Source organism: Paenibacillus sp. FSL R5-0527 (assembly GCF_038008055.1).
Classification (GTDB): Bacteria; Bacillota; Bacilli; order Paenibacillales; family Paenibacillaceae; genus Fontibacillus; species Fontibacillus macerans.
The window spans coordinates 1,199,313-1,212,374 of the sequence record NZ_JBBOYI010000001.1 but is presented as its reverse complement, the minus strand read 5'-3'; the positions used below and the strand labels follow the sequence as shown (position 1 = coordinate 1,212,374).

At 48.2% G+C, this 13,062-nt stretch carries 11 protein-coding genes and 2 pseudogenes; 7 read left to right on the top strand and 6 right to left on the bottom strand.

What is annotated here, in order from left to right:
• Positions 1 to 410 precede the first annotated feature (410 nt).
• A complete protein-coding gene (locus tag NYE69_RS05510) occupies positions 411 to 851 on the bottom strand; it encodes an Hsp20/alpha crystallin family protein (protein WP_340924927.1) in 441 nt (146 codons plus the stop codon).
• A gap of 313 nt (positions 852 to 1,164) precedes the next feature.
• Between NYE69_RS05510 and NYE69_RS05505 the strand changes: the two genes are divergently transcribed.
• Positions 1,165 to 1,371 carry a hypothetical protein gene (locus NYE69_RS05505; RefSeq protein WP_340924925.1) on the top strand — a complete coding sequence of 69 codons (207 nt, stop codon included), beginning with the start codon at positions 1,165 to 1,167 and terminating at the stop codon, positions 1,369 to 1,371.
• Between the two features lie 13 nt (positions 1,372 to 1,384).
• Positions 1,385 to 2,011: a TetR/AcrR family transcriptional regulator gene (locus NYE69_RS05500; RefSeq protein WP_340924922.1), complete on the top strand. Its 627-nt coding sequence runs from the start codon at positions 1,385 to 1,387 to the stop codon at positions 2,009 to 2,011.
• A 37-nt stretch (positions 2,012 to 2,048) separates the two neighbouring features.
• Here the strand turns inward: NYE69_RS05500 and NYE69_RS05495 are convergent, their stop codons facing one another.
• Both NYE69_RS05495 and NYE69_RS05490 read right to left on the bottom strand, forming a co-directional pair.
• A complete protein-coding gene (locus tag NYE69_RS05495; RefSeq protein WP_340924920.1) occupies positions 2,049 to 3,113 on the bottom strand; it encodes a copper amine oxidase N-terminal domain-containing protein in 1,065 nt (354 codons plus the stop codon).
• A gap of 188 nt (positions 3,114 to 3,301) precedes the next feature.
• Complete coding sequence (locus NYE69_RS05490) at positions 3,302 to 4,036, bottom strand: DsbA family protein (protein WP_340924917.1); 735 nt, start codon at positions 4,034 to 4,036, stop codon at positions 3,302 to 3,304.
• A 195-nt stretch (positions 4,037 to 4,231) separates the two neighbouring features.
• Here NYE69_RS05490 and NYE69_RS05485 point away from each other — a divergent pair.
• Together NYE69_RS05485 and NYE69_RS05480 are read left to right on the top strand one after the other, a co-directional pair.
• Positions 4,232 to 4,474 (top strand): annotated as a pseudogene (locus tag NYE69_RS05485) (acetyltransferase); the annotation flags it as partial.
• Positions 4,475 to 6,018: 1,544 nt separating this feature from the next.
• On the top strand, positions 6,019 to 6,552 hold the full coding sequence (locus NYE69_RS05480; RefSeq protein WP_340924914.1) for a hypothetical protein: 534 nt from the start codon (positions 6,019 to 6,021) through the stop codon (positions 6,550 to 6,552).
• Between the two features lie 61 nt (positions 6,553 to 6,613).
• Here NYE69_RS05480 and NYE69_RS05475 read toward each other — a convergent pair whose 3' ends face one another.
• Together NYE69_RS05475 and NYE69_RS05470 are read right to left on the bottom strand one after the other, a co-directional pair.
• Positions 6,614 to 7,153: a DoxX family protein gene (locus NYE69_RS05475; RefSeq protein WP_340924911.1), complete on the bottom strand. Its 540-nt coding sequence runs from the start codon at positions 7,151 to 7,153 to the stop codon at positions 6,614 to 6,616.
• A gap of 791 nt (positions 7,154 to 7,944) precedes the next feature.
• Complete coding sequence (locus NYE69_RS05470; protein ID WP_340924908.1) at positions 7,945 to 8,646, bottom strand: SDR family NAD(P)-dependent oxidoreductase; 702 nt, start codon at positions 8,644 to 8,646, stop codon at positions 7,945 to 7,947.
• A gap of 241 nt (positions 8,647 to 8,887) precedes the next feature.
• Between NYE69_RS05470 and NYE69_RS05465 the strand changes: the two genes are divergently transcribed.
• Positions 8,888 to 9,331 (top strand): hypothetical protein, encoded by a 444-nt coding sequence (locus NYE69_RS05465; protein WP_340924905.1) that lies wholly within the window; start codon positions 8,888 to 8,890, stop codon positions 9,329 to 9,331.
• Between the two features lie 118 nt (positions 9,332 to 9,449).
• Here the strand turns inward: NYE69_RS05465 and NYE69_RS05460 are convergent, their stop codons facing one another.
• The gene (locus NYE69_RS05460; protein WP_340924902.1) at positions 9,450 to 10,235 is read right to left on the bottom strand and encodes a protein-glutamine gamma-glutamyltransferase; all 786 of its coding nucleotides are present in this window, start codon (positions 10,233 to 10,235) and stop codon (positions 9,450 to 9,452) included.
• 158 nt (positions 10,236 to 10,393) lie between these two features.
• On the opposite strand from NYE69_RS05460, the gene NYE69_RS05455 reads away from it, so the two are divergent.
• Positions 10,394 to 12,361: a BglG family transcription antiterminator gene (locus NYE69_RS05455; protein WP_445744749.1), complete on the top strand. Its 1,968-nt coding sequence runs from the start codon at positions 10,394 to 10,396 to the stop codon at positions 12,359 to 12,361.
• Between the two features lie 403 nt (positions 12,362 to 12,764).
• A pseudogene (locus tag NYE69_RS33625) lies at positions 12,765 to 13,056 on the top strand (PTS fructose transporter subunit IIB); the annotation flags it as partial.
• Between the last annotated feature and the right edge of the window lie 6 nt (positions 13,057 to 13,062).

The window sequence follows — 13,062 nt, the reverse complement described above, 5'->3', positions numbered from 1 at the left end:
ATTGACGGAAACCAAACGCCATTTTGAACTCTCATTGGAAAATATTCAACAGAATCCGCTCCAATCGCCACTAGCGTTGCATTTAAATCTGGCAAGATACATTTTCTGAGCACACCAATGCTCTAACGGTGGCCACAAGCGCTATTTGTTCCAAAAACGTTGATTTCAAATTGTAACGGTTGCCATGGTGCTTATTTCACTGAAAACCGGCTATCTTGGCTTGGATTCAGGCAAATAACGGCGCTCGCAACCGTTAGATTTCGGATAGCTTTCACGGGAAAGCTTGAGCAAAAGTTAATGCAAAACACAAAAAGGGCTGTGCCAGGAACCCTCCTGTCCAGCCCCTATATTTAACTCTGTCTTCTTAACCCAGTCTCTTAACCTAGTCCTCTTAACTTGGACCTCTTAACTCAGTCCTCGATTTGAATGCGTTTCGATTTCGTTTGCCCGCGTTTCGGCACTTCCAGTTTCAACACGCCGTCTTTCAGAGACGCGCGAATGCCTTCTTCGTCGATGTCCTGAACGTAAAATCTGCGCACGTATTCACCGTAGCGGCGTTCCTTCCGGACGATTTGCTGCTTGGAATCTTCCACGTTGTTGTCTTCCTTGCGCACCGCTTTGATCGTCAAGTAAGGACTAGCGTAGCCAATTTCGATTTCATTTTTTTGAAATCCCGGAAGCTCGGCTTCCACCAGATAAGCGTTCTCCGTCTCGCGAATATCCGTTCTGAAGGACATTGCCTGGCTTTTCAGCGGCATGAAGAAATCGTCGTTAAACGCATCGTTAAAAGACTTCATCCATTGACTCAACGCATCTTCTCTGTGTCTTCCAAAAGGAATCAAATCAAACATCATTTATTCCCCTTTCTTTGACCTTATTTGACCTTACACCCTCATTATATGCTTGCGATCAGAGAATGACAAAAGCGATCTCCGGCCAAAAAAACCGATTGCGGGGCATTTTAGGCCAATTTTTAAGGGAGCTGCAGACCAGCCTGTCCATTTGACCTTCTTTGACCTTAATACATTCCCTTGTTCATTCCCCGAATTGTATGTATTTATATCATGACCCGGATTGACGGCAAAAATTCCGCATGCTAAAATCTGATTAATCAATCAAATAAAAATTCGATCATTCAATCAACTTGCTGAAGGAGGAGTCTTCATGCATCAAGACAGCAAGGAGAAGTTGGCCCCTGATTCGCCCGATTGGCTCGGCAAAACGCTGGCTTTTCTAAGCGCTCTTCTAGGCGCAGGGGCATTTTGGTATACTTGGTATAGTTACCAGGACTGGATGGCCGTTCCCGGGATCATCTTGGCCTTGGCATTGCTCGGGGCATTAAGCAAAAAAGACCCTAAAAACGAAGAATAGTTGGAGTAATCATATGAACGATAATCACAAACCGGAAACAAAACAATCTTTCATTGCGGAAGCAAGACGCGAGCAGATCATTGAGGCTGCGATCCGGACGTTGGACGAAATCGGCTATGTTCACGCGAGCCTGGCCCAAATCGCCAAGCGCGCGGGGATCAGCACTGCGCTTATTTCCTACCATTTCGCGGATAAGAACGATTTGATGAATCATCTGTTGACGAAGCTGGTAGAATTATCGACCGTCTATGTACTGGACAAGGTGCGCCCGGCGAACACGCCGGAAGAAAAGCTGGAAGCTTTTATCAATGCCAGCTTGGCCTATCAGGGAACCCATCCCGCCCATAATACCGCTTTGATCGAAATCGTCTTTAATGCTCGAACCCCGGACAATATTCCTTACTACAAGTTAGACGACGGGAATGAAGAGGAAGATCCGCTTGCCCGCGAGCTGAAGACGATTCTGCAGGAGGGTCAGCGCCAAGGCGTATTCGGAGACTTCCACGCGGGCGTTATGTGCAAGATGATTCAAGGGGCGATCAGCGAATACATGCTCACTTCAGCCCATAACAAAGAAACGGACTTGGAGACTTACAGCAACGAGCTGGTGAAAATCGTGAAGCGAGCTGTGGGGAAATGAACAATCAAAGCGACCCCGAAGGGTCGCTTTGATCTTGTTATTTTTCGCTTGTCTCATTCACTTCATTGTAAATAATGACGGACTGTGTTTCCGGCTCCCACTTCACCGTGGCCTCAAACGCCTCGCTGATAAAGCGGACCGGCACGACGGTGCTCCCGTCGATTACGGCGGCCGGCGCGTCAAGCGTTTGCTTCACGCCGTTCTTGTACGCGGTTTTGCTGTGGATGATCAGTTTCAAGGTAACTCCGTCCTTGGTTACGGTAATCGACTTATCCGACGGATCATAGGTTACTTCCGCCTGCAATGCTTCGGAAATGGCACGGAACGGCACCAACGTGCTGCCATCTTTTACAATCGGTGCTACCTCCGTCGCGGGCTCTTCCCCGTTCACATACAGCTTAACGCCCTTTTTGCCGAGCTTGTCATACAGCTTGCCGAGCTTCTTGTAAGATTCAAGGTTGGTTATGTCAGCCAATACCGCTTCTTTCTGGACGTAAACCGCATCGGTTACGCTGCCGCCCCGTTCCAGCAGATCCGCCGCTTTGGTCAAAGCCTGCGCCGTCTCCTTGATCCCCTCAAGTTCCGACCTCATTTCATCCGTCAGTTGAGCATCGTATTTGGTCAGCAAAAGATCGGCCAGAACAGCCCCCGCCGGCTTGTCCTTTACGTTTTCGATCGCTTTAAGCAGCCCTTTGTACCCTTTGTGGCCTGGACCATACGTTTCCGACGTGACGGTTGCCGGTTTATCTTCCTTTTCCTTAACCTCTTGCTGTTCTTTAGCCTCCTCGTTTGCCTTTGAGGCACCATTGCTCTGGCTCTTACCTTGGCCTCCGTCTTTGCCGTCATCGCCATGCGGCTTGTCCGCATCCACCGTGTCCTTATCTTGATCGGCTTCCTTGGCTTGATTTCCCCCCTTGTCATCGCTTGTATTGTCGGCTTTTTGGCTTTCTTGTCCCCCGCCTGATTTGACCTGAGAACCTGTCTCCGCTTTCTTGTCCGTCCCGCTCGCGCGGCCTGCTTGCCCCGGCTTGGCCAAAGCGTTTCCCGCCGACAAGCTTACCGCCAAAATACAGGAGAGTGTGATGATCCAGCTTTTTTTCATGTGTTTGTTGCCCTCCCTATCATGTTTGTTGTTCCTATATCTTATTTCGGAAGAGTATTACATTTTTGCGAGGGGGGTGTGACGAAAAAAAAGAGAATATTGTCGAAAAATAGGACTCAGGATCTTGAAAATTACGGAATAAAATAAGAAAAAGGGGCCATGCCGGCCCCAAAACTTTCATTCGATTCTTATTGACCATTTTCCAAAGCCAATTTCGCTTCGATCGCCGCCGCCAAATCTTCATAAGAAGAACTGTCCAGCAGTTCGCCGTCCACCATAAACTGCGGCGTTCCGTTGACGCCATAGAAGCCCGCGGTCTTAAAATCTTCCTTGACCGGCAGCATGTAGGTCCACTCTTTCAAGTCCTTGGCAAAACGTTCGTAATCGATGCCGTCAATATGGTTTTTGACGAAATCGAGTAGAAATTCAGGGGTAGCCCAAATTTCCGATTCTTTTCCTTGGTTCGCGTAAATCTCGCGCTTAAACTCCCAAAACTTTTCGTTGCTTTGCGCAAAGATCGCTTCTCCCGCGCTGGCGGCCATGATCGAATCCCGATCTATGAAAGGAAAGTTCGTAAAGAACAGCTCGACTTTGCCCGTATCGATAAAGTCTTTTTGAAAACGTCCCATGTTCTCTTCTTCCCATGTTTTGCAGGCAGGACATTTGAAATCGGCAAATTCCATGACCTTCACCTTGGCGTCCGGACTGCCCAAATGCGGCTGCTTCTCGTATTTCAGCCCTTCTGCGACAAATTTACCCTTGATTTCCGTGTAATTGGGCAACCCGTTAAGATCCGCGGAAGCCGTCGAATCTCTGAGAAAAATCACGGCAAGGGCAATGATCGCCAGGCTCAAGAGAACGATTAAAAGCAAATAGGTGCGGTTTGAAACTTTCGGCTGTTTGCCCGCCTTTTGTTGAGTCATCATTAATTCCCCCAATACTCAAGTTTTTCCTAAATTTTATCGAATAAGCCCAGCTATAAATGTAATTTAAGTCACATTATACCTCTTTTTTGGAAAATTGTGAGATAGTGTAATTTGATCAAATTGACCGAAATATAAAGGGAAAGTGTAATAATAATAGAAATAATTTATACAACACGAAGGAGGAATTTTTATATGCCCGGTGTGCATATTGGCGATGGAGCAATCATTGCAGCCAATTCTGTCGTTGCCAAAGATGTCCCCCCTTACCATATTGCCGGCGGGAATCCCTGCCAAATAATTAAGCAAAGATTTGATGACGAACTCATCAATCATCTCCTTACCATTAAATGGTGGGATTGGTCTGCTCGGAAAATTTTTGATCATCTTGAAGCTCTATGCAGCGGGGATCTAACAAAAATTAAGGAAATTCAATAGCTTATCAAGAAGGCTTATTCTTGCGGGGTATGTCTTATACGATAAAAAAGGAAAGGAAGGGAATTTTTTGATAAAAAAACAAGAAGACAAACAATTAGCTCGGATAATTTTTGGAATTAGTTTATTTGTTGTCTTTCCATTTATAATTTTATTCTCGGTTTTTCAATTAATTGTACGCATGTTCCTTTTATCTGAAATTCCCCCTCAAGTTACAAACACTGAATTTATTTTTTTTCTAAGCGTATCTATTGGATACCTTGCATTAAGTTCTCCAAGCATTTTATTTCTCTTTAGATCAAAGGTCCAACTATTTTTTCCCGGCGTTTTATTTTTTGCAAGCTTATTGGTATGGATCTTTACGTCTTATAATACTAGTAATCCTTACAATATTAATACACTTGGCATTACTACAAATCTAATCTTATTTTTAATTACAACAATTAAATTTTTAAAATTATATTATAAATAAAGAAAGGGCTCAGCCTAATAATCAGCGCTTGACCGTAAAGCCGGCAATCGATCGTGGCAAGAAATATCGGCAGATCAACATCCGCTGTCCGGACGCTTTGCACGATTATCCCGTTTGATCCGGAAGCAGAGAGGAAGATAAATTCAGGAGAAGAAAATGTGTTTGGGAGACAGCCACCTCAGAGCCAAAGAAAGAACGACATTTAATTTAAATCAATCGTTAAAAAATAATTTTCTAATTCCTCAATGTTATGAATATAAAAGATGATTTTCACATGATATTCATCAATCATCATATAAACTTCTAGCCGGGTTCTACCTTCAAGATTCGCAATATTAATTTGGGCGGAACCGCTCCCCTTTTCTTTCAATAGACTAACGATTGTTTCCGACAGTCCCTTATTTTTTTTGTGTATCGATGGACTGATAAACAACAATATCCCCTTCATGATACACAAACAAATTATCGTTTAATGTATATGCACCCTGATTATTTTTTGAAAGTATATCGGCAGAAGAAATTGCCGCATTATTGATTACTACATTTAATTTCTTTTTGGAGTGAACTGCTGCAAGACTGCTATTGTTTGAAAAAAATAATGCTGCCGCAAATAGTAAAACTATAAATCTAAGTGAACATTATCTCATACCCGCCTTCCCCAATATTTTCCATTCTCAATTATAAAACAAAAAACACCAAAAGTTACAGGTAAAACCTTAATTTTAGCAACAATTTTCAAAAAAATGAGTCTACATAAATGGAGTCTTCAAGTGTATCCTATACTCTTAATCAGGATCTAGCTTTTAGGTGGATAATGGCGTATGACGGGAGAGATCATGATGAAGTGAATTCGCTCGTTACAAGTAATTTCAAAACCGATATTTACCAAGAGTTTAGATGATTATGCTGTAAAAGTTGAAAAGTGGAAATTTGCTTTTGATCAAAGCGAAATTAAATCAGTGACTATAGTGCCCAAATCAACGCAAAACTTTGATCGTTATACCGTATTTTCCGGAGCTACTTTTGGAAGATAACAAAGACAATAACATAATTCGAAAATGGGAGAGTTTGATTCATGGCAAAATTATTGAAAATATGGCTTTTTACGATTAGTTTAAGTTTATTATCTGGTTGTTATGTTAGTCATCAAGGTAATGTTAATGGATCGGAGAAGGCGAAAAATTATCCAAACGAGAGTAAAGGTACGGAGGAAAACTCCGAATCCGAATATATAGTTTTTACTAAAGTTCAGGATCTGGAACCCCCGACGCTTTCCGACTTTAAGGAAGGTGTAAATGTTGATTTATCACAGTATGAGAAGAGCTTTTTCACCGATGAAATCATTGGCATGGTCGGCAAGAATTTGGAAGCTATCGTAAATCATGATGAAACACAGTTTAATAATATTGATAACTATCAACCTGGAGTGGAGTACGACTTTCACGAAGTTACATTAATTGAAAAAATCAAAGATATCGGACGGATTAATGTGGCTATTGCATTTTTAAGAAAGAAGCATGATGATACCATTGAAAGAGGAACTGCTCATTATTCGTTCCTGCAAAATATAAATGGGGATTGGGAAATAACGCTGATTGACGCCAATTAAAAAACGCGAGCCCGGGGGTTCTTGCCCTCGGCGCTCGCGTTCATATCCTGAACGGTGGCGGTTAAGCCGTGCGTTTCATATTATGCGGTTGTTCCGGGGTCGGAAGCTCCGTTCCGGCTGCTCCGGGTTTGCGGAACAGTCTGCGCAGGTAAGGAAGCACGAAGTAGTCGAGGCCGATTTTGCCGGCATTGGCGGCGGCGACAACCACCAGCACTTCAAGCAGCAGCATTTGCGCGTTCGTGCTTACCGTTCCGCTGAAGAGGAACGCCGCGTTCATCACCAGGCCCATCAGGGCGGCGAAGGTGGTGAAGGTGCCGAGGATCAGTCCCAGGCCGACCAGGAACTCGCCGTAAGGAACAAGGATGTTGAAGATGCCTACGTTAGGCAGGGCGAAATGTTCCAGGAAAGTGGCCCACCAGCCTTGGACGGCGGGATGATCGCCCGTGCTGTTCGCGATCGCGCCGGTGAGGAAGCCCGCGGCGTCGAAGCCGCCGGTAATTTTATGATACCCAGCTTCAATCCATTGGTACCCGAGGTAAACCCGGATGACGGTCAGCAGCCACATGGCGATTTTATTGGTTCTCAGGAAGTTGTTAAACATATTTACCACTCCTTAAGTTGGTTTGTTCGGTTGTTTTTGTTTTTTAAGGATGATCACCTTTGATGTCTTTATTATAAGTGATTATTTTCACAATATATGTGATTTAAATCACATATATCACAATTTTAATTAATAATTTTTTAAGTATTTAGTTCTAGCAGCTTTCGCGGCGACTTCATAGACCCGATTCGGCAGTTGTTGCAAAGCCATCGCGTCAGCGGAAGCGCCCGCTTCCCACTCCTGCGCTCTCATAGTCTCATAGTCTACGCATTGAATGGAATAGTTGCAAAATATACAGTTGCTTATCCGGCGATGCTCCCATAGCGCTCGATAAGTGCAAAACCTGCAATTAAACTGCTATCTTTCGAAGGAATGGCGGAATATACGGGAAATAACTGCATGAAATGCAACTAACGAAGGATTGGGGCGATTGATATCCAGTTAGTTGTATGATTTACAATTAACAGTCAGTCCCCGGCCGATCAAGGCTATATCCCCAAAAAGGCTATTCCCACCAAAAAAAAGGAGGCTCCCGCCCCCTCTGCTTCCGCGCAAAGTGGAAGCCCCCTCCCTATGTAACTTGCCTTATCCTCGGCCTTTGAAGTCTTACGGACCTGAATGGCCTTATTTCCTTGAAAAGAACCCGTTTCAATTTTTAATTTTTAATGGACAGGAGAGCCGCTATTTGCTCGAAAATGGCCGGATACATGCTTATTTGCGCCGAATAAGGTCTGTGGTTTTCACTCAAATAGCGGCGCTGGTGTCCGTTAGAATTCGGCATACTGCCTGCCTTAAAAAGGCATCGCCCGGCCTTCACGGTCGATCATCCAGGCTTCGGCATCGGCCGCGATTTTGCCTTCGATGAGATCCAGGATGCTGCGCGCCGTATCCGCCGGATCGCCCGGGGCCTCGCTGCCGCCCATCGGGGTGCGCATCCAGCCGGGATGCAGCGCGTATACCGCGAAGCCTTGCGGGGACAGCTCCTTGCGCAGCTGGGCGGAGAAGAAGTTGAGCGCCGCCTTGGAGAGCCCGTAAGGATAGTCCCGGCCGTGGGCCCACGAGAAGCATCCGGCTTCCGAGGATACGTTCAAAATGCAGGGGCGGGCGCTGTTTTTCAGCAACGGCAAAAAGTGCTTCACCATTTTCATCGGCCCAAGCAGATTCGTCCGGAAGGTGTTCTCCACCGCCGCAAATTCAAGCTGCTCGATGGACCGCTCGCGGGCAAGCAAAATGCCGGCATTGTTGACCAGCGCGTCCAAAGCTCCCCACTTGACCGCCATCGCCTCTTTGGCTTTAAGCACCGACTCTTCCTCATCCACATCCAGCTCCAAAAGCGTCAGCCGTCCCGACGCCGTGGCCTGCAGCTCCTTCAGCGGATCCAAGTCCGTATCCAGCGACCGGAGGCCCGCGGCTACCTCATGACCTCGCCCCACCGCTTCCTTGACGATTTCTTGGCCTAGCCCCCGGCCCGCTCCCGTAACGATTATTTTCATGATATCAACAACGCCTCCTATTCGAATCATATTAAATTTAAAATTTGAATCCGTTTTCAATTCGCTTGGTTGTCGACTTTTCCGGCGGTTAACTCACCCTCATCTTAGCACACGGTGCGCCGTTTCGTAACCAAATAGTGGCAAGCCGGTCATGATTCTTTGGCCCTATGCTTGTCCGCACTGCACAAATGCCCATATACGCGAATATACTGCATCATGAAAAAAAGGAGGAATTGAGCTTATGCAACCCAATCCTAATGTTTATTCGTCTTACGGGGCCAACCCGACCGCGCCCATCAGCCAGGTCAGCCCCGCGTATTATGAGCCGGCAGAGCACGGCCACAAAAGACATATGAAGGAAATCTGCAAGAGATACCATCATCATCTCATTCACGTCGAAAGTACCGACGGCAAAGTGTTCGTGGGCATTATTGACGGGATGGACGACGATCACGTGTATTTGCTCGTTGCCGTAGGCGACACGGACGGCGATGACCGTGCTATTCTAGGAGGCTATCCGTTCGGCGCTTTCGGGTTCGGAGGTTATCCATACGGCGGCTTCTACGGTGGAGGCTATGGATTTGGCTATCCCTTTTATGGATACCCCCGGAGATTTCGCCGCTTTATACGCCGGCCTTTCCCGTTTTTCGGGCTCAGAAGATTTGCCTTCCCGTTCTTCTATTAATCACGAATCAAAGCCACGGCCACTGGATGGTGCGATCCAGTGGTTTTTTCGCATATTCATCTATATGAAAAACTACTTAAAAAAATCCGGGGAGGCGCTAATGGCGCCCCCTTTTTTATTAAACGGCTGGTTTGCGGCGGTATACTTGGCTGCCGATTCTCGCGAATACGCCGCTCAGGCTGCGGATATGCTCGAAGTTCGGATAGACCACATCGTCAAGCATATACGCCGAAACTGTGCTGCCCGGCCTTCTTCTGCGGTTCAGCGCTTCGATGATTCCGGACGAAGAACGAATGCCTACGCCATGGCCGTAGAATTGGTCCGGTCCCAGCATAATGCCGTTCTCTCCCTGCCACTCCGGGGTAGCCGGATTGTGGTCGGGATTTTTGAAATAGAAAATGTCCCCCGGGTAAGCTCCAAGCATCCGGCTTCCCTTGACAAACCCGAGATCGCTGTCATACTGCCAATCATACAAGTACAGGTTGTTAAAGTAAGTGTTGAACGCAGAACGCGGGATTTGTTCCGACACCGCTCTGTACACAACGAGAACCATCGCCATGGAACATTCAAAGGCGTAGAGCGAACCGTTGACAAAAATATCACGGATGGCATCGGCGGAAGCCACCCCGCTTCGCAGCCGGAAGCCCCCTTCCGCGGTGCGAATCCAATACGCTTCGTTGCAGCGGGAATTGGTGTACGTGGCAAACTTCACCCCGCTGGCATACAGCGCCCGCGCCGACTCCACGATGCGGCTGCGAAGGCCAAGCTCGAACAAGAGCGCCTCCAGCGATACGTACGCGTAAGTGACCGGGCTGGCTTCCTTGGCTTGCACGATGGATCGCTCCAGCTCGGGGAGCGCCACCTGGCCTAACCGGATTCTGTCTCCGGGCGGTAAAACAATCATTTTTTCCCCTCCGTGTTCATTATTTTGGGGTTGGTTAGGTTATTGTACGTGCAAAGAAGCGTTTTGGTGATGATTCGATTGAATATCGGCCCCCAGGCAATGCTATAATATAGAGCGATTTGAGCAATTTTACAACCTAAAGCCATTTTATTCGAAGGATGTTGAAGGACGGCATGAACGATCGGCAAAAAGGAATACTTCACATGCTTTTAAAAGAAAACCGCTCCCATGTTCGGGTTCAGGATATAGCGGCAGAACTGAACTGTTCGGAGAAAACGATCCGCAACGATTTCGATGAGATCGAACGGTATTTGGCGGAGCACACCACGGCCGAGCTGCTGCGTAAACCCGGGATTGGCGTATCGCTCGCGATCGGGGAAAGGGAAAAAGAGGAGCTCTTGGCCACGCTCGTCTGGTCCGCCTCGGATCAGGATTACAAAACGGACGCCAAGCGGTCCGCGGCGATCGCCTACCGGCTGCTGATGGAAAGCCGGCCCACAACGATACGGGAGCTCGCGGCGCAGCATTTCGTAAACAAGGCCGCCATCAAAAAAGATCTGGAGCGGCTTCAGCCATGGTTCAAAAAATACAACCTCGCCATCGTCTCCAAACAAAGGGTCGGCGTCACCGCCGAAGGCGAGGAGCGGAATATACGGGCCGCTTTGTCCAAACTGTCCCAACTGACGGGCCAAGCCGGAAACCAATTCATCAAGAACAGGTTTGCGCCCCACGAAATCGAGCTCGTTACCCGCGAGTTGAAGCGGCTGGAAACGGAGGCCGGGCTTGCTTTCACGGACGAAGCTATGGACAATCTGCTCGTGCATACGCTGCTGATGGTGCGGAGAACGAAGCTGAAGCAGCCGATCTCTTTCTTGGAGCAGGAAAGGTCGCTCATTCGGGAAAAGCGGGAATTCCCCTGGACGGAAGCATTCGCCCGGAGGCTGGAGCGGGTTTTCTCCGTCCGCTTCCCTGAAGATGAGGTGGCCTATTTAACCGCGCATATCCTCGGCGGAAAAATCCGCTCCCAGACGCGGATCGAAGCCGGCTTCCCCGAAAGCGGCCCGACCGGTGCTTCCGATCAGCGGGACCATGTCTCCGGCTTGGCGGAATCGCTCGTGCGGAGAATGTCCGCGCTGACCCTGGTCGATTTCGCCCGGGACCCGATTCTGATGGAAGGGCTGCGCATTCACCTGCATTCGGCGGTAAACCGCCTAAGCTATGGACTGATCGTAACCAACCCGATGCTTCCGGATATCAAGAAGATGTATCCGTATATGTTTGACATGGTCATCGACGCCACCCGCCGCATGGGTGACGATCTCCCGTCTGCGATTCCCGAAGAGGAGGCGGCGTATCTGACCTTGCATTTTCAGGCCGCGGTGGAACGGTTAAGCCAACCCGCGGCGAAGCCGAAGCAGATTATCACGGTTTGCCATATGGGGATCGGCGTGTCGCATATTTTGCGTACCAAGCTGGAGCGGAAATTCCCGGAGCTGAAGGTGCTGGATTCCGTCCGCAAGGTCGATTTGCCCGCTTATCTCGCCCGGGAGACCGTCGATTTTATCGTGTCCACGACGCCGCTGGAGAACGTCAAACCACCGCATATCGTTGTATCGCCGCTGCTCGATTCGGGGGATATCCGGAAGCTCGAAGGGTTCATCGGCCGGATGAACGAGGAAAGCGATCCTTCCGATTCGGGCTCCATCCTGCGGCAGTTTACCCGGCCTTCCCTTGTTTTCCCGCTGGCCTGCTTTGGCCACCGCTTTGAAATCATCGAATATCTCGCGAACCGGCTGCATGAGCAAGGTTTTGTGGAGCAGGATTATGCCCACCAAGCGTTGCTCCGGGAACGCGTCTCGGCGACAACGATCGGCGGCGGCATCGCCATTCCCCATGGCGAACCCAAGCTGATCCGAAGTTCGCAAATCGCCGTAGCCACCTTAAACGAACCGCTGGATTGGGACCAGGAGAAAGTGTCCGTCGTGTTTATGCTCGCCCTGGACCATCGGGACCAGGACAGCATGAAGAAGCTGTTCCAGCGCCTGTCGCTGCTCAGCGAACAGCCGTCCGCGGTCGAGCGCATCATCCGGGCGGACACCCCCGAGGAACTGCTGGGATGTCTGTAGGTAGGACAGCCCATATAAGTTGAACTAATGAAATGTAAGAGTTAGGCAAGAGGGTTCTATTCTAAAAGAAATATCCATTTTAGAAATTGAACCTAGGCGAAATGATTCTGAAGAAACTAAAAGCTTTCTGGAAGAAAGCTGCTTCGGAAGCATAGGCTTGGTTGCCCTTGGGAGCGATTTCTAGAGCATCTGAATTTAGTTAATTAAAGAAATCTGCGAACAACAGCGATCGTAAGAACATTTCTCACGGCTGCCCCATTGCGTACAATCAATAGTTCAACTTATATAGAAAAAAATCGGTTTTTCCGGAACTTGCGGCAAGAATTAAAATCTTTTCCGCCCTTTTTCTGCGCTAAGATGGGGTTGTAAGCGATTACTATTCGATACAGGGGGGACCAAAACCATGAAATTGTTGGCCATCACCTCATGCCCAAACGGGATTGCCCATACGTATATGGCGGCGGAAAACTTGCAGAAAGCCGCGGACAAATTAGGCATTGACATGAAAGTGGAAACCCAGGGCTCGATCGGGGTGGAAAACCAGTTTACGGAGGAGGAGATCCGCCAGGCGGACGGGATCATCATCGCGGCGGACAAGTACGTGGACAAAAGCCGGTTCATCGGCAAAAAACTGCTGGTGGCGGGCGTACAGGAAGGAATCCGCACCCCGGAAGAACTGATCCAAAAAATGCTTCGCGGCG